Origin of the sequence: Kitasatospora sp. NPDC127067 (assembly GCF_042724755.1) — a bacterium.
GTDB lineage: Bacteria > Actinomycetota > Actinomycetes > Streptomycetales > Streptomycetaceae > Kitasatospora > Kitasatospora lactacystinica.
Genome location: NZ_JBHXEM010000113.1, coordinates 1 through 20,703, shown reverse-complemented (window position 1 = coordinate 20,703; position 20,703 = coordinate 1). Strand labels below are relative to the sequence as shown.

18 protein-coding genes and 1 tRNA gene are annotated in these 20,703 nt (G+C 72.0%); 10 read left to right on the top strand and 9 right to left on the bottom strand.

Annotated elements, in window-relative coordinates; translation table 11 throughout:
* Window positions 1–6: 6 nt before the first annotated feature.
* A complete protein-coding gene (locus ACFWJ4_RS32355) occupies window positions 7–699 on the bottom strand; it encodes a hypothetical protein (protein WP_359912193.1) in 693 nt (230 codons plus the stop codon).
* Between the two features lie 275 nt (window positions 700–974).
* On the bottom strand, window positions 975–2,804 hold the full coding sequence (locus ACFWJ4_RS32350) for a phosphatidylglycerol lysyltransferase domain-containing protein (protein ID WP_380550411.1): 1,830 nt from the start codon (window positions 2,802–2,804) through the stop codon (window positions 975–977).
* 340 nt (window positions 2,805–3,144) lie between these two features.
* Between ACFWJ4_RS32350 and ACFWJ4_RS32345 the strand changes: the two genes are divergently transcribed.
* A complete protein-coding gene (locus ACFWJ4_RS32345) occupies window positions 3,145–3,795 on the top strand; it encodes a response regulator transcription factor (RefSeq protein WP_359912234.1) in 651 nt (216 codons plus the stop codon).
* Complete coding sequence (locus ACFWJ4_RS32340; protein WP_380550408.1) at window positions 3,792–4,937, top strand: sensor histidine kinase; 1,146 nt, start codon at window positions 3,792–3,794, stop codon at window positions 4,935–4,937. Before ACFWJ4_RS32345 ends, ACFWJ4_RS32340 begins: the two co-directional genes overlap by 4 nt.
* Window positions 4,938–5,036: 99 nt before the next feature.
* On the opposite strand, the gene ACFWJ4_RS32335 is transcribed toward ACFWJ4_RS32340, so the two are convergent.
* Window positions 5,037–5,120: transfer RNA gene (locus ACFWJ4_RS32335), tRNA-Leu, on the bottom strand.
* 422 nt (window positions 5,121–5,542) lie between these two features.
* On the opposite strand from ACFWJ4_RS32335, the gene ACFWJ4_RS32330 reads away from it, so the two are divergent.
* The 6 genes from ACFWJ4_RS32330 (at window position 5,543) to pknB (ending at window position 14,056) form a co-directional block, all read left to right on the top strand.
* Window positions 5,543–6,409 carry a DUF3662 and FHA domain-containing protein gene (locus ACFWJ4_RS32330; protein WP_359912199.1) on the top strand — a complete coding sequence of 289 codons (867 nt, stop codon included), beginning with the start codon at window positions 5,543–5,545 and terminating at the stop codon, window positions 6,407–6,409.
* Window positions 6,410–6,455: 46 nt separating this feature from the next.
* On the top strand, window positions 6,456–7,010 hold the full coding sequence (locus tag ACFWJ4_RS32325) for an FHA domain-containing protein (protein ID WP_359912202.1): 555 nt from the start codon (window positions 6,456–6,458) through the stop codon (window positions 7,008–7,010).
* Between the two features lie 54 nt (window positions 7,011–7,064).
* Window positions 7,065–8,681 (top strand): protein phosphatase 2C domain-containing protein, encoded by a 1,617-nt coding sequence (locus tag ACFWJ4_RS32320; RefSeq protein WP_359912205.1) that lies wholly within the window; start codon window positions 7,065–7,067, stop codon window positions 8,679–8,681.
* 157 nt (window positions 8,682–8,838) lie between these two features.
* The gene (locus tag ACFWJ4_RS32315) at window positions 8,839–10,218 is read left to right on the top strand and encodes an FtsW/RodA/SpoVE family cell cycle protein (RefSeq protein ID WP_359912237.1); all 1,380 of its coding nucleotides are present in this window, start codon (window positions 8,839–8,841) and stop codon (window positions 10,216–10,218) included.
* Window positions 10,215–11,672, top strand: a complete 1,458-nt coding sequence (locus ACFWJ4_RS32310) for a peptidoglycan D,D-transpeptidase FtsI family protein (RefSeq protein WP_380550405.1) — start codon at window positions 10,215–10,217, stop codon at window positions 11,670–11,672. The genes ACFWJ4_RS32315 and ACFWJ4_RS32310 overlap by 4 nt, the downstream gene beginning before the upstream one ends.
* 260 nt (window positions 11,673–11,932) lie before the next feature.
* The gene (pknB, locus tag ACFWJ4_RS32305; protein WP_380550402.1) at window positions 11,933–14,056 is read left to right on the top strand and encodes a Stk1 family PASTA domain-containing Ser/Thr kinase; all 2,124 of its coding nucleotides are present in this window, start codon (window positions 11,933–11,935) and stop codon (window positions 14,054–14,056) included.
* Window positions 14,057–14,211: 155 nt separating this feature from the next.
* On the opposite strand, the gene ACFWJ4_RS32300 is transcribed toward pknB, so the two are convergent.
* The 5 genes from ACFWJ4_RS32300 to ACFWJ4_RS32280 all read right to left on the bottom strand — a co-directional run bounded on the left by ACFWJ4_RS32300 (window position 14,212) and on the right by ACFWJ4_RS32280 (window position 17,911).
* Window positions 14,212–15,045, bottom strand: coding sequence for a class E sortase (locus tag ACFWJ4_RS32300; protein ID WP_380550399.1), 834 nt, complete (start codon window positions 15,043–15,045; stop codon window positions 14,212–14,214).
* A 37-nt stretch (window positions 15,046–15,082) separates the two neighbouring features.
* Entirely contained in the window at window positions 15,083–16,174 is a 1,092-nt protein-coding gene (locus ACFWJ4_RS32295; protein WP_380550396.1) for a class E sortase, read from the bottom strand.
* Window positions 16,175–16,179: 5 nt separating this feature from the next.
* Window positions 16,180–16,842: an aminodeoxychorismate/anthranilate synthase component II gene (locus ACFWJ4_RS32290; protein WP_359912219.1), complete on the bottom strand. Its 663-nt coding sequence runs from the start codon at window positions 16,840–16,842 to the stop codon at window positions 16,180–16,182.
* 55 nt (window positions 16,843–16,897) lie between these two features.
* The gene (locus tag ACFWJ4_RS32285; RefSeq protein ID WP_049656795.1) at window positions 16,898–17,077 is read right to left on the bottom strand and encodes a hypothetical protein; all 180 of its coding nucleotides are present in this window, start codon (window positions 17,075–17,077) and stop codon (window positions 16,898–16,900) included.
* Between the two features lie 69 nt (window positions 17,078–17,146).
* Complete coding sequence (locus ACFWJ4_RS32280) at window positions 17,147–17,911, bottom strand: DUF881 domain-containing protein (protein ID WP_380550393.1); 765 nt, start codon at window positions 17,909–17,911, stop codon at window positions 17,147–17,149.
* A 168-nt stretch (window positions 17,912–18,079) separates the two neighbouring features.
* Here ACFWJ4_RS32280 and crgA point away from each other — a divergent pair, with 168 nt between their 5' ends.
* A complete protein-coding gene (gene crgA / locus ACFWJ4_RS32275; RefSeq protein WP_224283164.1) occupies window positions 18,080–18,328 on the top strand; it encodes a cell division protein CrgA in 249 nt (82 codons plus the stop codon).
* Window positions 18,329–18,665: 337 nt separating this feature from the next.
* Here crgA and ACFWJ4_RS32270 read toward each other — a convergent pair whose 3' ends face one another.
* The gene (locus ACFWJ4_RS32270) at window positions 18,666–19,559 is read right to left on the bottom strand and encodes a rhomboid family intramembrane serine protease (protein WP_380550390.1); all 894 of its coding nucleotides are present in this window, start codon (window positions 19,557–19,559) and stop codon (window positions 18,666–18,668) included.
* Between the two features lie 276 nt (window positions 19,560–19,835).
* Here ACFWJ4_RS32270 and ACFWJ4_RS32265 point away from each other — a divergent pair, with 276 nt between their 5' ends.
* Window positions 19,836–20,573, top strand: a complete 738-nt coding sequence (locus tag ACFWJ4_RS32265) for a DUF5324 family protein (protein ID WP_380550387.1) — start codon at window positions 19,836–19,838, stop codon at window positions 20,571–20,573.
* Window positions 20,574–20,703 lie beyond the last annotated feature (130 nt).

The following is a 20,703-nucleotide window of genomic DNA, read 5'->3' as shown; positions in this document are numbered from 1 at the left end:
CACCCGTCAGGGGATGACGGCGCCCGCCGAGCGGCGCCGCCGGGCCTCCACCGCGACCTCCCGCGAGGCGGCCGCGGCCACCGAGGCGGCGGCGCCGACCCCGGCCAGCACCCTCGGCCAGAAGTCCCCGAAGACCTCGACCGAGACGGCGATCAGCAGCGCGGTGACCACCGCGACCATGTGCTCCAGGCCGGCCAGGTTCGGCAGCACCACCGCCTCGCCGATCATCACCGCCACCACCAGGCCGCCGGTGAACCAGGCCCGGCAGCGGAACGCGATGCAGATCGCCAGCGCCACCACCGCGGCCGAGGGCCCGGTGTCCCGCACGTAGGCGACCCACTTCGGGAAGCCGAACAGGTGGTGCGGCCCGATCGCCACGCCGACCCGGGCGAACAGCGTGCCCGCCAGGGTGCAGGTGTAGGCGACCACCAGGGTCATCCGCCGGCCGAGCACGATTTCGGCGATCGCGAAGACCACGAAGACCTGGGCCAGCGCCCCCCAGACCGGAAGGTCCAGCGCCGGCACGTACAGCGAGAGCGGGGTCCGCAGCAGCGAGACGTCCAGCGGCAGCGCCGCCCGCACCACCCCGATGTTGTTGACGAAACGCTCTCCGCCCGGCAGGTGCTGGACGATGCTGAACAGCAGGATCAGAAACGTCGCGACCGTGGCCAGCGGAACGGCGGCGAACTTCTTTCGCACCACCGTGTCCCGGACCGTCGCGAACAACGTTCCCCACTCGGCGACAGCGGCCGATCCGGCGATTGCCAGCGGCCCCTTTCGCACGCCCCCCGCGTGGGTCCTGTGAATCACAACTTTCTCCGAATCCCCGAACTCTCGACTACTCCAACATTAGAAGCCTCTTAACAAAGCCACATCGGCACGGATGTGGAGCGGGGTCATCCTCTGGGGGGAGGCAATCCCCCCATCGGCCCCCCTTTTCGACCGACCGGCCCCCTCCGCCCCCCGACGGAGGGCTACCCCTTCCCGTCCCGGGCCGCGACCGGGACCCGGGGCGCCACCACGGCGGCCCGGGCGTGCCGGCGGCGGAACAGGGCGGGCAGGCTCGGCGCGACGATGAAACCCTCGGCGCGCGCGCTCGCGATGCCGATCCGCGGAATCTCGCTGCTCTTCTCGAAGAGCAGGTAGCGCGGTTCCCAGATCGGCCGGTACTTGGCATTGGCGCGGTACAGCGACTCGATCTGCCACCAGCGCGAGAAGAATCCCAGGACCGAACGCCACAGCCGCAGCACCGGGCCGGCGCCGAGGCGCGAACCGCGTTCGAAGACCGAGCGGAACATCGCGAAGTTCAGCGAGACCCGCTTCAGCCCGACCTCCTCGGCGCGCTGCAGCAGCTCGATGACCATGAACTCCATCAGGCCGTTCTCGGTGTCCCGGGCCCGGCGCATCAGGTCCAGCGAGAGCCCGTCCGGGCCCCACGGCACGAAGCTGAGCAGCGCCTTGAGCTCGCCGTCGCCGTCGTGGCACTCCAGCATCACGCAGCGGCCGTCGCCCGGGTCCCCGAGCCGGCCGAGGGCCATCGAGAAGCCGCGCTCGGTGGCCCCGTCGCGCCACTCGTCGGCCTTGGCCACCAGCTCGGCCATCTCCTCCTCCGAGATGTCCTCGTGGCGGCGGATCCGCACCGTGTACCCGGCCCGCTTGACCCGGTTGTAGGCCTGTCGGACCACCCGCATCGCGCGGCCGTCCAGCGAGAACTCGTCCAGCTCGACGATCGCCTCGTCGCCCAGCTCCAGCGCGTCCAGCCCGTGCCGGGCGTAGATCACCCCGGCCTCCTCGGAGGCGCCCATCACGGCCGGCGCCCAGGCGTGCTCACGGGCCTCGGACAGCCAGGCGTCGATCGCGCCCGGCCAGGCCTCCGGGTCGCCGATCGGGTCGCCCGAGGCGAGCGAGACGCCGCCGATCACCCGGTAGGTGACCGCCGCCTTGCCGCTGGGGGAGAAGATCACCGCCTTGTCCCGGCGCAGCGCGAAGTAGCCGAGCGAGTCCCGCTCGCCCTGCTTGTCCAGCAGGCCGCGCAGCTGCGCCTCGTCCTCGGCGGTGAGCAGCTCCTTGCCGCGCGGGCTGCGGAAGGCCACGTACAGCACCAGCAGGAAGAGCACCGCGCCCATCGCGTTGATCGCGGCGTTCACCCAGGTCGGCGCGGCGATCACCGAGCGCAGGTGCTCGGACGGGGTGATCGTGATCATCCGGCCGACCGAGTAGCGGAACAGGTCCCAGAAGCCGGCGCCGGACAGCTCGTTGGTCAGCCAGACCAGCAGCGCGCCCACCCCGCCGCCGAACGCCAGCCCGGCGACGAAGGTGGCCGCCGCGGTCTTCGGGTTGGAGCTGTCGCCCTTGGACGTGAACTCCTTGCGCCCGATCAGCAGCGCCAGCACGAACAGGCAGGTCAGGACGGTGGAGACGTAGTTGAGCGGGTGGGAGTCGAAGCGCTCGTCCGGCACCAGCATGGCCGCCAGGTACAGCAGCGCGAACATCCCGCCGAGCGCCGTGTTGAAGATCCACGCGGCCCGCTTGCGCCGCCGCATCGCGATCGCGAGGAACACCGACAGCACCGCGCTGGCCAGGCCGGCGGTCATCAGGTACGGGGTGAAGTACTCGCCCTCGTTGTGCTCGTAGACCTGGTCGCGGAAGGGCACCAGGAGCACCGTCGCCACGTTCAGCAGCGCGATCAGCCGCAGGTACCAGACGGAGGCCGCGGCGGCCCTCGGACGCCAGCGGTCCAGCACGTCGCCGGGCCGGGGTCCGTGGGACGTGGCGGACGGCTCCGACTTCACAGTGGACGACACAGCTCAATTCCAAACGATCAGATGGTGGGGCGCATCCGCAAACGGCCCGGCGTCGGGCGCCCGCTCGGGCCCGACGGACTGACCGGCGACCTCACCCGGCCGACCGCCCGATTGGAGGATGCGGCCGGAAAAGGGTCAGCCAACTCCATGTTTCCCCACCGAACCTGAGAATTGCGTGAACCGGGTAGCGGATTCCCACCCCCGCCGAACGGCGGGGGTGATCAGCCCCCGGCGTTCGGCACCCCACTCGCACAACCCCTACTCTCGAAACGACCCACGCGGACCGCCCCGACCCGGCCGCCCGAACCGAGGAGGCACCATCACCACCACCCGCGTGCTGATCGTCGACGACGAGATCCTGGTCCGCTCCGGCCTGGGCCTGATCGTCGGCTCCGCCGACGACCTGGAGGTGGTCGGCGACTGCTCCGGCGGACAGGCCGAGGAACACGTCCAGCGGCTTCGCCCGCACGTGGTGCTGCTCGACATCCGGATGCCCGACCTCGACGGCATCTCGGTGCTGCGCCGCCTGCGCGCCCTGCCCGAACCGCCCGCCGTGGCGATGCTCACCACCTTCGACACCGACGAGTACATCGGCACCGCGCTGCGGGCCGGCGCGGCCGGGTTCCTGCTCAAGGACACCGCCCCCGAGCAGCTGGTGCACGCCGTCCGGGTGCTCGCGGCCGGCGGCAACATCCTCTCCCCGACCGTCACCCGCACCGTGATCGGCGGCTACGTGGACGGCGGCGGCCCGGACGCCGAGGCCACCGCGCTCGCCCGCACCCTCACCGGCCGCGAGCTCGACGTGCTCGCGCTGCTCGGCGAGGGCCTGTCCAACGCCGAGATCGCCGACCGGCTCTTCCTCGGCACCGGCACGGTCAAGGACCACATCAGCGCGATCCTCGGCAAGCTCGGCGCCGCCAACCGGGTCCAGGCCGCCGTCCTGGCCCACCGGGCCGGGCTGGTCCGGCCCAAGCCCGGCGACGGGGCATGACGACCGCCGACCAACTGCCGTCCAGACGGCTGCCGGCCTGGTGCACCGCCCCCTGGCTGATGCTGCTGCTGCCCGTCCTCTACTCCCTGCTGGACGCCGCCCTGGTGGCCCGGGAGGCCGCCTGGTGGCAGGTGGCGCTGTCCACGCTGGCCGCCGTCGCCCTGTTCTGGCGCCGGCGCTTCCCGGTGACCGTGCTGCTGCTCACCATGCCGGGCAGCTTCGTGGACGAGATCTGGCTGGCCCCGATCACGGCCGTCTACTCGGTGGCCGCCGAGCGCCCCCGCCCCCGGATCGTGATCCCCTGCGGCGTCCTGTTCGCCCTGGTCGAGTTCTTCCACTGGCCGCTGCCCGAGGGCGTCCTCGACCTCAGCCGCACCACCGCGCTGGACGCCATCCAGGCCGTGATGCTGGCGGCCGGCCCGGCCGCCACCGGTCTGCTCGCCCGCACCCGGCGGGAGCTGGCCGCCCGCCTGGACGAGCTGACCCGCGGCCAGGAGCGGGAGAGCCGGCTGCTGGCCGAGCGGGTGCTGATCAGCGAGCGCGGCCGGCTGGCCCGGGAGATGCACGACGTGGTCTCGCACCAGGTCAGCCTGATCAGCATCCAGGCCGGAGCGCTCCAGGTGAGCAGCCCCGACCCGGCGGCCGTGACCGCCGCCCGCACCATCCGCGAGCTGTCCGTGCGGACCCTGGACGAGCTGCGCCAGATGGTCGGGGTGCTGCGCGGCACCGGCGGGCTGCCGGACGCCCCGCTCGCCCCGCAGCCCCGGCTGGCCGACCTGCCCCGGCTGATCGAGGAGAGCGGCCTGACCGCCGACTCCGAGCTGGTCCCCGGCGACCGCCCGTGGCCGGAGGCGGTCGAACGGGCCGCCTACCGCACCGTCCAGGAGGCGCTCACCAACATCACCAAGTACGCCCCGGAGGCGGCGGTGCACGTGCGGGTCCGGGCGAAGGGCCGCCGGCTGCGGGTCGAGGTCCGCAACGACGCGCCGCCGGTGCATCCCACCGAGACGCTGCCGGGCGGCGGCCACGGGCTCGTCGGCCTGCGCGAGCGAGCCCAGCTGCTGGGCGGCACCCTCACCGCCGGGCCGACCCCGGACGGCGGCTTCGAGGTCCGCGCCGAACTCCCGGCCAGCCGCGGCTGATCCGCCCCGGCCCGGCGAAGGCACCGGTGCCGGCGGCCGTCGGCAGGGGGCGGACGACAAAAAAGCCCCGCAGATCCGTAGATCTGCGGGGCTTCGCTGTGCGCGAGGGGGGAGTTGAACCCCCACGCCCTTTCGGGCACTGGAACCTGAATCCAGCGCGTCTGCCTATTCCGCCACCCGCGCATGGGTGTTGTCCTCGTTGCCGACCGATCTTCCGAGGCGCTCGGTACCATCGGTACTTCGCACTTCCTTGGACCGGCCTCCCTTTCGGGCGGCCCTTCCGACATGGAAAACATTAGCACGACCTGGGGGGCTGCTCCGAATCCGTTGTCCGGGGACCCCGGTGACACCCGAACCAATGCCCGACGAACGCCCGTACGACTTCCGGAAGGGCGATCCGGCGGGCGCACCTGGCGTGCCGTACCCGAAATGCGTCACCCTGTGTGTCCGAGCCCACCCCCGGGCACCACACGGTCCGGGAACCGTACGGAAGGGCCCGGCGTGGATACGATCAGTACGGAAGTACCGCAAGTAGGAGGCGCGACCGGGTCCCGGGCGGGATCCGGCCGGCAGGCAGGCGAACGAACCCTGGAAGGGGGTGCCCCATGGGAGTGCTGAAGAAGTTCGAGCAGCGGCTCGAGGGTCTCGTCAACGGCACCTTCGCCAAGGTGTTCAAGTCCGAGGTCCAGCCCGTGGAGATCGCCGGAGCGCTGCAGCGCGAGTGCGACAACAACGCGAGCATCTGGAACCGCGACCGCACCGTCGTGCCGAACGACTTCATCGTCGAGCTGAGCCCGCACGACCACGAGCGGCTCAGCCCCTACTCCGGGCAGCTCGGCACCGAGCTGGCCGGCATGGTCCGCGAGTACGCGGAGGCCCAGCGGTACACGTTCATGGGTCCGCTCCAGGTGAACCTGGAGAAGGCCGACGATCTGGACACCGGGCTGTACCGGGTGCGCAGCCGCACCCTCGCGGCCGAGGAGCCCCCGCAGCAGCAGTACGCGCCGCCGCAGCCGGGCTACGACCGTCCGCCGGCCGCTCCCGCCCCCGGCGCACCGTGGCAGCAGCCCGGCGCCGGCCAGTACAGCGCGCCCCCGCCGCCGGCCGCGCCCCCCGCGATGCCCCCCGGCCCGCCCGCGCCCGCCGGCGGCAACGTCCGGGCCTTCCCCGGTGCCGGCCACGGCGGCGCCGGGATGCGCCGCTGGGTCGAGGTGAACGGCGCCCGGCACCAGATCACCGGCTCGGCCTGCGTGCTCGGCCGGTCGACCGAGGCGGACGTGCGGATCGACGACCCCGGGGTCTCCCGCAAGCACGCCGAGATCCGGCCCGGCACGCCCTCGATGGTGCTCGACCTGGGGTCCACCAACGGCATCGTGGTGGACGGACAGCACACCCAGCGCGCTACGCTCCGCGACGGCTCTCGAATCGTCGTGGGCTCCACCACCATCGTCTACCGGCAGGTCGAAGGGTAGTGTCCGAATTGTTCGCGCGCCTCGCTCACCGACTGGCGGGACGGCCATGTCAGAACTGACCCTCACGGTCATGCGGCTGGGCTTCCTGGCCGTGCTGTGGCTGTTCGTCATCGTCGCGATCCAGGTGATCCGCAGCGACCTGTTCGGCACCAAGGTGAACCCGCGGTCCTCCCGTCGCGGCACGAACGCCACGGCCGCCGGCGGCGCCGCCACCGCGACCGCCGCCACCGCCGCGCGTGCCGCGGCACCGGCCCAGGCCGGCCCCGCGGCGGGCCAGACCCAGGGCGGCGGGGGGCGCCGTCGCGGCGGCCCGACCCAGCTCGTCGTGGTGCAGGGCTCGCTGGCCGGCACCACGGTGGCGCTCCAGGGCCAGACCATCACGCTCGGCCGCGCGCACGACTCCACCATCGTGCTGGACGACGACTACGCGTCCTCCCGGCATGCCAGGATCTATCCGGATCAGACTGGGCAGTGGACGGTCGAGGATCTAGGCTCCACCAACGGCACCTATCTGGACCGGCAGCGCCTGACCGCGCCCACCCCGCTCCAGCCGGGCATGCCGATCCGTATCGGCAGGACCGTCATCGAACTGCGGAAGTAGTTGGCGCATGAGGGACAGCATCCCGTCCATGACCCAGAGGGGGGCACAGGTCGCATGACCCTGGTGCTGCGCTTCGCCGCCGGCTCCCACAAGGGACTGATCCGGGAGGGGAACGAGGACTCCGGCTACGCCGGGCCGCGGCTGCTGGCCGTGGCCGACGGCATGGGCGGTGCCGCGGCCGGCGAGGTCGCGTCCTCCGAGGTGCTCGGCTCGATCGTCCGGCTGGACGAGGACGTGCCGGGCGCCGACCTGCTGACCCTGCTGGGCGACGCCGTCCAGGGCGCCAACGACCGGCTCCGGCTGATGGTCGAGGAGGACCCGCAGCTGGAGGGCATGGGTTGCACCCTGACCGCCATGCTGTGGACGGGTCAGCGGATGGGCCTGGTGCACGTCGGCGATTCCCGCGCCTACCTGCTGCGCGACGGCTCCCTGGTGCAGATCACCCAGGACCACACCTGGGTGCAGCGCCTGGTCGACGAGGGCCGGATCACGCCCGAGGAGGCCGAGACCCACCCGCAGCGCTCGCTGCTGATGCGGGCGCTGGACGGCCGCGGCCAGGTCGAGCCCGACCTGTCGATCCGCGAGGTCCGGGCCGGCGACCGCTACCTGATCTGCTCCGACGGCCTCTCCGGCCCGGTCAGCCACCAGACCCTCCAGGACACCCTCGGCAGCTACTACGCGCCCGAGCAGACCGTGCAGGAGCTGATCCAGCTCGCGCTGCGCGGCGGCGGTCCGGACAACATCACCTGCATCGTGGCGGACGTCATCGACGTCGGCGCCACGGACACCATGAGCGGCCAGTTCAACGACGTCCCGGTGGTGGTCGGCGCGGTCGCCGACGCCCCGCCGTCCTCGGCCGCCGCCGACCGCTCGATCGCGGACACCCCGGCCGGCCGCGCCGCCGGCCTCGGCCGCGGCCCGCAGGGCGCCTTCGGCCCGGCCGAGGGCTACCAGGAGGGCTACGGCGCCGCGCACGGCGGCTTCGGCCCCGCCGAGGGGTACGAGGGCGAGTACGGCTCCGGCGAGCCCTCGGTGTACGGCACCGAGGACTTCGACGAGGAGCGGCCCGCGAAGCGCAAGCGCAAGGGCCTGACCGTCTCGCTGGCCGTCCTGGTCACGCTCGGCCTGCTCGGCGGCGCCGGCTGGTTCGGCTACCGGTGGACCCAGGACCAGTACTACGTCGGCACCCAGGACGACCACGTCGCGATCTACCAGGGCATCAACCAGAACCTGGCCGGTCTGAGCCTGTCCTCGGTGCACTCCTCGTACAGCAAGATCCAGCTGAAGTGGCTGCCCGAGGACCAGCAGGTCCACGTGAAGAAGACCATCTCGGTCGGCAGCATGAAGGACGCCCAGTCCACGGTCAACGAGCTCGACGGCTGGGTCCAGCTCTGCCAGCGGGCGGCGAGGGCGACCGCCCCGGCCGCCCCGCCGGCCACCCAGGCGGTGCAGGCCGCGTACCTGGCCACCACGCCCACCCCGACCGAGAAGAACCGCGGCCCGGCCGCGGCGACACCGACCACCTCGCCCTCGGGCACGCCGACGCCGACCGCTCCGGGGGCACCCGCCCCGGCGCCGAACACCACCCCTCCGGTGGCCGGCGCGCAGGGCGACCAGGCTCCGCTGACGGATGAGGAACTCAGCCGGGCCAACTCCTGCCCGAAGCAGTGACATCCGTGATCCGACATAGGTCCGCCCCGAGCGGGCTTGCCGGCCGTCAGGGAGCGGTCACCACGTGAGCAGCTACGACCTGAGCGAAGAAACCACCCGGTCCGGCCGGCGCCGTGCGGCTGAACGCGCCGTCCCCCGCCGCCGGGGCAACACCACGATCTCCCCGCAGGAGACGCCCAACCGGCGCAACACCGAGCTGGCCCTGCTGGTCTTCGCGGTGCTGGTGCCGGTCCTCGCGTACGCCAACGTCGGCCTCGCGATGGACGGCAAGCTGCCCACCGGCATGCTCGGCTACGGGCTCGGCATGGGCGCCCTGGCGGTGGTCGCGCACCTGCTGGTGCGCCGCTTCGCGCCGTACGCGGACCCGCTGATGCTGCCGATCGCCACCCTGCTGAACGGGCTCGGGGTGGTGATGATCTGGCGGCTCGACAAGGCGGGCAAGCTGCTCAGGGGCAACTACCCGGCGGCCGAGAACCAGCTGATGTGGTCGGCCCTCGGGATCGCCGGCTTCATCGGGGTGATGGTGCTGCTGAAGGACCACCGGGTGCTGCAGCGCTACACCTACATCTCGATGGTGGTGGCCCTGGTGCTGCTCGCCGCGCCGGCCTTCTTCCCGTCCCGGGCGGAGGACTTCGGCGCCAAGATCTGGATCCGGATGGGCAGCTTCTCCATCCAGCCGGGCGAGTTCGCCAAGATCGTCCTGACGGTGTTCTTCGCCGGCTACCTGATGGTCAAGCGGGACGCCCTGGCGCTGGCCAGCCGCCGGTTCATGGGCCTGTACCTGCCGCGCGGCCGCGACCTCGGCCCGATCGTCGTGATCTGGCTGCTCAGCCTGCTGATCCTGATCTTCGAGAACGACCTGGGCACGTCCTTCCTGTTCTTCGGCCTGTTCGTGGTGATGCTCTACGTCGCCACCGAGCGGACCAGCTGGATCCTGTTCGGCCTGCTGATGTCGGTCGGCGGCGCCGTCGCGGTCGCCTCGACCGCCAGCCACGTGAAGGTCCGCATCGACGCCTGGCTCGACCCGATGGCCGCCTTCAGCGCGAACCCGCCGAAGGGCGCCACCGAGCAGATCGGCCAGTCGCTGATGGCGCTCGGCTCGGGCGGGGTCACCGGCTCCGGCCTCGGCCAGGGCCGCTCCTGGCTGATCGCCTTCGCGGCCAAGAGCGACTTCATCCTGGGCTCCTTCGGCGAGGAGCTCGGACTGACCGGCCTGATGGCGATCTTCCTGCTGTACGCGCTGCTGGTGCAGCGCGGCCTGCGCACCGCGCTCGCCGCCCGCGACCCGTTCGGCAAGCTGTTCGCCGTCGGCCTCTCCTCGGCGATGGCGATCCAGGTGTTCGTCGTGGCCGGCGGTGTCACCGGGCTGATCCCGCTCACCGGTATGACCATGCCGTTCCTCGCCCAGGGCGGTTCGTCCGTGGTCGCCAACTGGGCGCTGGTCGCGATCCTGCTGAAGATCAGCGACAGCGCCCGCCGGCCCGGGGCCGAACCGGCCCCGGCCGCCACCGAGGGCCAGGGAGGACCCGCCCGATGAACAAGCCGATCCGCCGGGTCTCGATCTTCTGCCTCGTCCTGATCCTGGCCCTGATGGTGCGCACCAACTGGGTGCAGGGCGTCCAGGCCGAGTCCTGGGCCACCAACAAGAACAACAAGCGCCAGCTGTACGACCGCTACGCCCACCCGCGCGGCAACATCATCGTCAGCGGCCAGCCGGTCACGAAGTCGGACTTCGTCGACGGCCTGCGCTACAAGTACAAGCGCTCCTGGGTCGACGGCCCGATGTACGCCCCGGTGACCGGCTACTCCTCCCAGGCCTACGGCTCCAACCAGCTGGAGAACCTGGAGGACGGCATCCTCTCCGGGACCGACGACCGGCTGTTCTTCCGCAACACCCTGGACATGCTGACCGGCGAGCAGAAGCGCGGCGGCGACGTCGTCACCACCATCAACGCCAAGGTCCAGAAGGCGGCCTTCGACGCCATGGGCAACAAGAAGGGCGCGGTGGTCGCCCTCGACCCGAAGACCGGCGCGATCCTCGGGCTGGTCTCCACCCCGTCCTACGACCCCGGCACCTTCGCCGGCGGCGAGGCCGCCGACACCAAGGCGTGGACGGACCTCAACGCGGACCCGAACAAGCCGATGCTCAACCGGGCGCTGAAGGAGACCTATCCGCCCGGCTCGACCTTCAAGCTGGTCACCGCGACCGCGGCGTTCGAGAACGGCCGGTACCAGAGCATCGACGACGCCACGGACACGCCCGAGCCGTACATCCTGCCGAACACCACCACCCAGCTGAAGAACGAGAGCCCGAACGAGCGCTGCGAGAACGCGACCGTCAAGTCCGGGATGGACCAGTCCTGCAACACGGTCTTCGCCAAGATGGGCGCGGACCTGGGCAAGGAGCGGATGCGCGCGCAGGCCGAGAAGTTCGGCTTCAACAGCACGATCGACACCCCGGTCCGGTCCGAGAAGAGCGTCTTCCCGGACAGCCCGAGCCTGGACGGCACCGCCCAGGACTCGATCGGCCAGCACGACACCCGCGCCACCCCGCTCCAGATGGCCATGGTCTCCGCCGCCATCGCCAACAACGGCAGCCTGATGCAGCCGTACCTGGTCGACCAGGAGCGCTCGGCCACCCTGACCACCGTCTCCAAGCACACCGAGAAGCAGTTCTCCCAGCCGATGAGCCCGGCCACCGCGCAGAAGATGCAGGACCTGATGGTCTCGGTGGTCGAGAACGGCACCGGCACCAACGCCAAGATCCCCGGCCTCCAGGTCGGCGGCAAGACCGGCACCGCGCAGCACGGCGAGGACAACGCGGGGCTGCCCTTCGCCTGGTTCACCTCCTGGGCCAAGACCGCGGACGGCCAGTCGGTCGCGGTCGCGGTGGTGGTCGAGGACGGTTCCCAGAACCGCGACGGCATCAGCGGCGGCCGGCTCGCGGCCCCGATCGCCAAGGCGGTGATGCAGGCCGCTCTCGGCAAGTAGGAGCGTGGATCCGAGGTGAGGGGAACGTCACGATCGCCGGCCCCGTCCGGATACCGGTCTGATATCGGCCGACGGCTGACTCCGGTCCGGTGCGGTGCGACCGGTAGCGTATCCGCCAGCAGCGGGTGTGCCCGTTGCCGCCCGCGAGGCACCGCACGGCTCGGCCGGAGAACCGGTCGCGGACCGCGCGGCGTCACCCAGAGCGTGCGGGGACACCTACGTCACAACCTCACCGGCGGGTGAGGGAGAGGGTCTGAACTATGGAAGAGCCTCGTCGCCTCGGCGGCAGGTACGAGCTCGGCGGCGTCCTAGGACGCGGCGGCATGGCCGAGGTGTACCTCGCCCATGACACCCGACTCGGCCGCTCCGTCGCAGTGAAGACGCTCCGGGCCGACATGGCCCGGGATCCGTCGTTCCAGGCCCGCTTCCGCCGCGAGGCGCAGTCGGCCGCGTCCCTGAACCATCCCGCGATCGTCGCCGTGTACGACACCGGCGAGGACTACATCGACGGCATCTCCATCCCGTACATCGTGATGGAGTACGTCGAGGGGTCCACGCTGCGCGAGCTGCTGCACTCCGGCCGCCGGCTGCTGCCCGAGCGCGCCCTGGAGATGACCATCGGCATCCTCCAGGCCCTGGAGTACTCGCACCGGGCCGGCATCGTGCACCGCGACATCAAGCCGGCCAACGTGATGCTGACCCGGCAGGGCAACGTCAAGGTCATGGACTTCGGCATCGCCCGTGCGATGGGTGACGCCGGTATGACCATGACGCAGACCTCGGCCGTCATCGGCACCGCCCAGTACCTCTCCCCCGAGCAGGCCAAGGGCGAGCAGGTCGACGCCCGCTCCGACCTCTACTCCACCGGCTGCCTGCTCTACGAGCTGCTGACCGTGCGCCCGCCGTTCGTCGGCGACTCGCCGGTCGCGGTGGCCTACCAGCACGTCCGGGAGGAGCCGCAGCCGCCGTCCGTCTTCGACCCCGAGGTGCGCCCCGAGGTCGACGCGATCGTGCTGAAGGCGCTCGCCAAGGACCGCGACTACCGCTACCAGACCGCCGACGAGATGCGCGACGACATCGAGCGCTTCCTCGACGGCCTGCCGGTGGCCGCCGCCCAGCAGGCCGCGTACGGCATGGGCGCGGCCGGGTACGGCTACGACCAGAACGGCTACCCGCAGCAGCACGACCCGTACGGGCAGACCAACGTGCTGCCGCAGCAGCCCGGCGGCGGCCCGACCACCGTCCTGCCGCAGGCCTCCGGGCAGCCCGGCTACGGGCAGCAGGGCGGCTACCAGGACGACGGCTACGGCCAGACCTACGCCGGCGCCGCGGGCGGCGGCAACGACGGCTACGACGACGGCTACGGCCGCGGCGGCGGCCGGCGGGGCGAGGACCCGCCGAAGAAGAGCAACACCTCCTGGGTCGTGCTGGCGGTGGCGGCCGTGCTGGTCCTGGTCGGCACCTTCTTCGTCGCCCAGGCGATGTTCGGCGACAAGGGCACCAAGGAGCCCGCGAAGGTCACCGTCCCGAACCTGGTCGGCAAGACCCTGGCCGAGGCCAAGACGGCCGCCGCCGGGGTCGGCCCCAAGCTCGTGGTGACCGAGGGCGACAAGATCGCCTGCCCGGACACCAACGTCAAGAAGGACCAGGTCTGCACCCAGACCCCGACGCCGGGCACCCAGGTCGCGGAGACGTCCACCATCACGGTGCAGGTCTCCTCGGGACCGGCCAAGGCGCAGGTCCCCGGCGTGGTCGGCAAGCCCAAGGACCAGGCCGTCAAGGCGCTCGCCGACCTCGGCTTCACCAACGTCACCACCGAGTACAAGGACGACGACAACGCCGCGCAGGACACCGTCACCGCCCAGGACCCGGCGGCCAACGCGGCCGTCGACCCGAGCGCCGCGATCAAGCTGACCGTGTCGCAGGGCAAGGCCAAGGTGAACGTGCCGAACGTGGTCGGCGCCCAGAAGGAGGACGCGGTGGCCACCCTCCAGGGCCTCGGCTTCCAGGTGGACGCCTCGAAGACCGCGCCGGCCCCCGACCCGAGCAAGGTCAACACCGTCTCCTTCCAGTCGGTCACGGCCAACACCAAGGCCCCGGCCAACTCCAAGATCTCGCTGACCGTCTTCAAGGCGCAGGACAAGCCCCAGGTCCCGCCGCTGGCGAACGTCAAGCTGGGCGACGCCGCCAACCAGCTGAAGGCGCTGGGCCTGACCTACGTCGTGGTCAGCGGCCCCGCCGACCCGAACGCGACGGTGCAGCAGACCAACCCGCCGGCCGGCACCGCGGTCGACCCGAACACCCAGATCCAGCTGTACACCAAGGCGGCCGAGCCGCCCAAAGGGGGCGACCCCACCACCACACCCCCCAAAGGGGACCACTAAGCCTCCGATATTCCCCTGGTTCGGCTGAACCGGGGGACCAGCAGCACGGAGCACGCCCGAGGGCCCGCCGCAACGCTTGCGGCGGGCCCTCGGGCGTTCCGTACCCAGCCCCCGGAAGGGTCCCCGGGAGGTCCCGAGGAGGCCCGTGAGGGGCCTCAGGGGCGCCGCAGCTCCGGCGGCGGGGTGCGCTTGGCGTCCATGTCGTCCACCCGCACCAGGCTGCCCCAGACGGCCATCCGGTAGCGCGAGGTGTACACCGGCGTGCAGGTGGTCAGCGTGATGTAGCGGCCGGGCCCGGCGTAGCCGGAGCGGGCCGGGACGGGCGCCACGATGCCGGTGTCGTACTTGGACGTCTCCGCCAGGGTGCTGTCGACCTTGTAGACGTACCACTTGTCCTGGGTCTCGACCACGACCGCGTCGCCCTGGTGGACGGCGTCCAGGTCGTGGAACTTGGCGCCGTGGCCGTCCCGGTGGGCGGCCAGCGCGAAGTTGCCCTCCTGGTCCCAGGGCATCGCGGCCTTGTACGGCTGCTCGTACACGCCCGCCACGCCGTCGTCCAGGACCTCGGTGGAGGTGCCCAGCCGGATCAGCACCTGGAAGTCCCTGCCCATCGCCGGGACGTGCAGGAAGCCGACGTCGTCCCCGATCGCGAACTGCTTCGGCGCGGCCGTGGGCGCGGCGCCGGGGGCACCGGACGCGCCGGGGGCCGGGGCATCGCCGGGGGCGGCCGGGGGGCCGGGGTTCGGGCCCGCGGCCCAGCTGCCGCGCAGCCGGTCCGCGGCCGCCGAGGCCGAGCGGTCCGCCTGCACGTTGGTCCACCACAGCGAGTAGGCCACGAACAGGCCGAGCACCAGGCCCAGGGTGATCAGCAGCTCGCCGAAGACGCCGAGCGCGGCCAGCGCCCGGATCCGGCCCCGCCCGGCCCGCGGCTCGGGCGGGGGGAAGGCCTCCTGCGCCGGTTCGGCCGACTGCGCGGTCTCGTCCTGCATCTGCGGTGTTCCCCCTCCGGGCCGGGCGGCCGGGCGGCTACCCGCCCGTGATCGCGGCCGGCTTGCCCTGGGCACGCGGCCGTTCCTCGATCATCTTGCCAAAGACGATGAGACGGAACTTGGAGGTGAACTCCGGGGTGCACGTCGTCAGCGTGATGTAGCGGCCGGGACCGGTGTACCCGGCGCCGTTCGGCACCGGCTTGATCACGCTCACGTTGTTCGGGGAGGTCTCCGGGATGCCCCCGGTGACCTCGTAGGTGTAGTACCCGGCGGCGGTCTCCACCACGATCTTGTCGCCCTTGCCGAGCTGGTTGATGTACCGGAACGGCTCGCCGTGGGTGTTGCGGTGGGCCGCCAGCGCGAAGTTGCCCGCCTTGTCGCCCGGCATGCCGGTGCCGCTGTAGTGGCCGACCAGGCCGTTGTCGAGCACCCCCGACTTGGAGGTGCCCTCGGCGATCGGGAACTTCAGCCCCAGCTTGGGCAGGTAGATGATGGCGAAGCCCTTGCCGGGCTCGAACACCTCGGGCTTGTTCGGGTCCGGGGCCGGTTGGCCCGGCTGGACGGGCGGGGCGACCGCGTTGAACTGCTGCTCCAGCTTGTTGCGGGCCCCGTCGGCGGCCTCGTCGGCCTGCACGTTGGTCCACCAGAGCTGGTACGCCACGAAGAGCAGCATCACCACGCCGAGCGTTATGCACAGCTCGCCGACGCCCCGGGCGGCCACCACGAGCAGGGACTCCTTGGGACGCACCCGCCCGGCGGAGCGGCCGCCCGCCCGGCGCCGGCCGTTGCCGGAGCGCAGCGAGGTGCGGCCCTGGGCGGCGCGGCGGCGCTCGGCCCGGCCGCCGGTGGGGGCCGGTTCGGCGGCCGGCGCGCCGAGGTCCGGGGGCAGCCGCAGCTGGAGGGTCTGGTCGGGCAGCCAGGGGTACTCGGGCCCGTCCACCAGGGGCTCCTGGGCCTGCTCGTAGACGCCCCAGGCGTCCTCGGGCACGGTCTGTCCCGGGTGCTGCCGGTAGGGCGCACCGCCGGTGCCGTCCTCCTGGCCCGGGTACCCGGGCCCGCCGTACTGCTGCACGGTGCCGTACGGGTCCGCCTCCGGCTGGAAGCGCCGCTCCGGACGCAGCGCGGTCACGCCGGTCAGCCCCGGCCGATCACCGGGGCGAGCCCGGCCGACCGGTCGACCGCCTGCGGGAAGCCGCACTCCGCGAGCCAGTTGGCGAGCATCCGGTGCCCGCCCTCGGTGAGCACCGACTCGGGGTGGAACTGCACGCCCTCGACGGGCAGTTCACGGTGCCTCAGGCCCATGATCACGCCGCTCCCGGTGCGCGCGGTGACCACCAGCTCGGCCGGCACGGTGGCGGGCTCGACCGCGAGCGAGTGGTAGCGGGTCGCGGTCAGCGGCGAGGGCAGGCCCTCGAAGACCCCGCCGTCCTCGTGCTCGACCGGCGAGGTCTTGCCGTGCAGCAGCTCGGGCGCCCGGCCGACCACCGCGCCGTACGCGGCCGCGATCGACTGGAGGCCCAGGCAGACGCCGAACACCGGCAGGCCGATCCGCGCGCAGTGGTGCACCATCTCGATGCAGACCCCGGCCTCCTCGGGGGCGCCGGGCCCGGGGGAGAGCAGCACTCCGTCGAAGCCCTCCTCGCCGGAGCGGCGGACGGCGTGCTCGACGGTCACCTCGTCGTTGCGCACCACCTCGCAGGTGGCGCCGAGCTGGTACAGGTACTGGACCAGGTTGAAGACGAAGCTGTCGTAGTTGTCCACCACCAGGATGCGGGGCGGGGTCGTCCGGGTCGTCATGCGCGCGTGGTCTCCGTGGGGTGCGGTGCGGGAAGGGAGTGCCGGGCCCGCCGGCTCAGCCGGTCGCGGCGCCGTCGCCGCCGTCCACTGTGACGTCGCCGAAGGGGAGCAGCGGTTCCGCCCACGGGAAGACGTAGGTGAAGAGGAGGTAGACGATCCCCAGGACGAGGAGCAGCGAAATGACGGCCCGGACCAGGGTGTTCCCCGGGAGGTGACGCCAGATCCAGCCGTACATGGTGCTCCCTCGACGTAGCGGACTGGGTTAAAGAGTAGACCCGCCGTGCACGGCCGCGGGGCCGGTCCGCTACTGCTGCCCGCCCGCCGACCGCAGCTCGGTGGTGCCGGAGTAGCCGGGCAGGTTCAGCTCGCCGCTCTCCTGGACCTTCCAGCCCAGCCCGTACGCCTGGACGTACTGGAGGTACTTGCGGATCGTCGGGTCCGCGTCGACGGCCGAATGCAGGGCGTCGGTCCGGCCCACCGCCTTGACCACGTACGGCGGGGAGTAGACCCGGCCCTGGAGGAGCAGGGTGTTGCCGACGCAGCGGACGGCGCTGGTGGAGATCAGGCGCTGGTCCATCACCTGCACGCCCTCGGCGCCGCCCCGCCACAGTGCGTTGACCACGGCCTGGATGTCCTGCTGGTGGATGACCAGGTCGTTGACGCGGGGCTCGGGGACCCCCGGGATGCGCGCGGTGGCGTTCGGCGGGGCGTCGTTGAGGGTGACGGTCAGGCCGCCGCCCTGGAGCGGCTCCAGCGCGGCGTCGGAGCGCAGGCCGTCCAGCTGCGCGGTGTCGGCGGGGTCGTGGCCCTGCCGCTCGGTGAGCTGCTGGGCGCGGGCCTGGAGGTCGGCGAGCTGGGACTGCGCCTGCTGGTTCTGCGCGCTGCGCTGGCGGACCACGTCGCCGAGGCTGAGCAGCGAGTTGTCGGTCCGCAGGTCGGTGCCGCGGGCGGTCTGCGCGCTGATGTAGAAGAGCAGACCGGCGAGCGCGAAGACGGCGCAGGTCAGGGCACGTCCGACAATTCGGGTGCCGGAACCGCGGGTAGGGGCCGACTCAGGGGGAATCGACAAATTAGTCACCGTACCCTTATCTCCTCAAGACCCGCCGAGCCACTACGCTAACGGACGCCGGTGGCATGTGGCGGAGCGGTCCCCAGGACGTTCTCCACAGCCGACCGCAGCCGATTCCACCCGCTGCACCCTGCGCGGTCTCACAGCGCATCGACAGGAGAGCTCCTCGTGCCGAAGTCTCGACTCCGCAAGAAGTCCGACTACACCCCGCCGACGACGGCCGCGGTGAAGATCAGTTCGGGCCGCAGTTGGGTCGCCCCACTGATGCTGGCGCTGTTCCTGATCGGCCTGGTGTGGATCGTCACCTACTACGTGACCAGCGGCACCTACCCGGTCGAGAGCTGGCGGAACTGGAACATCCTGGTCGGCTTCGGCTTCATCGCCGCAGGGTTCGGCGTCTCCACCCAGTGGAAGTGACGGCCCGCCCGTCCTGAGGCTCCGATTCGAGCCGTTTCCCGCCGCTCCGGATCGCTCGTCCCGGGGCGGCGGTCAGGCGTGCCCGGAACCGGTCGGGAATCCGGTCGTTTGTCCCCACCATCGGACTGGCGTGCTTATCCACATGGTTATCCACACTGGGGAAAAGTCTCCCCAGCCTGTGGATAACTTTCCCGGGCGGGGCCGTGCACAGCTGTGCACAACTCCCCGGAAACGAGAAAACCGCACAGCAGGACACGCGTAGAACAGCAGTCCGCAACCGGGTGGCCGCACAGCCTGTGCACAACCCCGCACCCGCTGTGGACAAACGTCCGGGCGGTCAGGCCCCGTAGAGGGCCATCCCGGTCAGCAGCATCCCCGCCTCGACCGCCACCGCGCCCGCCACCGCCAGCGCCTGGACCAGGTCGCGGCGCTCGCGCGGGGCGTACATCAGGCCGGCCGCGGTCAGCGCGCCGAGCACCAGCCCGCCGACGTGCGCCCGCCAGTCGATGCCCGGGCGGGAGAAGGTGACGACCAGGTTGAAGACCAGGAACGCCATCGCCGGGCCGAGCGGGCCCCTGTTCCGCAGCTGGAGCACGATCGTGGCGCCGATCAGCCCGAAGACCGCCCCGGAGGCGCCCACCGAGTTCATCAAGTCGCCGGCCACCAGGAAGGCGAAGGTGCTGCCGCCCAGACCGGAGACCAGGTACAGGGCCAGGAAGCGCAGCCGGCCGAGCGCCTCCTCCAGCGTCGGGCCGAGCCAGAACAGCACCAGCATGTTCATCCCGACGTGCCACCACTCCAGGTGCAGGAAGGTGGCGGTCAGCAGCCGGTACCACTGGTCCGGGCCGTCGGCGATGCCCGCCGGGCCGCCGAGGATGTCCCGCCCCGCGCTGAACAGCGACCAGGTCTGGCCCAGCCGCGGGGTGAGCACGTAGGCCGCCAGCACCCAGACCACGACGTTGAGGCCGATCAGCACCCGGGTGACCAGCCCGCCGTCGGCGGCCAGGGCGCCGCCGAACCGGGTGGTCGCCCGACGCGTCCCGGCGTGGCCGTCGCCGACGCACTCCGGGCACTGGAAGCCCACCGAGGCGGTCACCATGCACTGCGGGCAGATCGGCCGCTCGCAGCGGGTGCAGGAGACCCCGGTGGGGGTCTGCGGGTGCCGGTAGCAGCCGGGCGGACCGGCCTCCGGGGACCGATCGGCCGACGGCCGCGGCTCGTCCGGGAGCATCAGCGGAGTCCCCTTCCCGTACACGACCTCCGAAACCGCCAGCCTACTGCCGTACCCCCGCTCCCGGGCCGGCTCCCCCACAACCGCCCGCCCGCCGTGCGGGGCCCGGGTACCGCTCGCCCCTCCGCCCCCACCCGTCGCCGCCCCGCGCCCTCCCGCCACCCCGCGGGCCCCGCGAACGGCCCACCCCGACCTGCCGTCGGACAAATCAGGATGCATGATCAGCATTCAGGTGGATATGTGCATATAGGACGCCACCCAGGAGGAGAGAGACTCGTGAGCTTTTCGGATTCGGCCCGAGAGACGGCCACCAGGACCCGGGACACCGCCGCACACTTCGCGGACGGCGCCAAGCAGCGCCTCGGCCCCGCCTTGGACGCCCTGGGCCCGAAGGCCGCGCTGGCCGCCCACAACCTCCGCATCCAGTACGACAGGCATCTCGCCCCGCAATTCGGCCACGTCTTCGCCAGCCTGCCGCCGGAGGCCCAGCAGAACGCCCTGAAGGCCCTCCACCGGGCCCAGGAGGCCGCTCTGGCGGCCCGCCTGTCCGCCGCCCGGGCCGCGGACCAGGCCCGCACCACCGTGGCCCCCAGGGTCGCCCAGGCGGTCGAGGAGGCCCGCGCCACCGTCGGCCCGGTCGCCCACGAGGCCCAGACCCGCGGCGCCGCCGCGCTGACCGCCCTCCAGGGCAACGTCAGCTCGGCCGAGATCAGCGAGCTGGCCGCCCGGAACGCCAGGAAGAAGGACTGCAACCGCCTGGCCACCGGCCTGGCCGTGGCCGGTCTGCTGGCGATCGGCGGCGGCATCGTGGCCTGGCAGTGGTGGCGCCGGCACAGCAACCCGGAGTGGCTGGTCGAGCCCCCGGCACCGCAGGAGCCCCGGCCCACCGGCGCGCACGCCGCGTCCGCGCCGGTGAACGGCTCCGGCCCGGACGCCGGCGCCGAGGGCACGGACGGGGCCCCGGTCGGCGAGAACGACGGCCCCGCCGCCGAGGACGGCCCCGGGCCGCGCTGACCGTGCGGAGACCGCCCGGAAACGCCGATCGGCCGTCGACCAGGATCCTGGTGGGCGGGCCGGGGGGGAAAAAAAAAAACCAGCCCCCCACACCCAAAAAAAAAAACTATTACCGAGTGGGGTTGTAAAA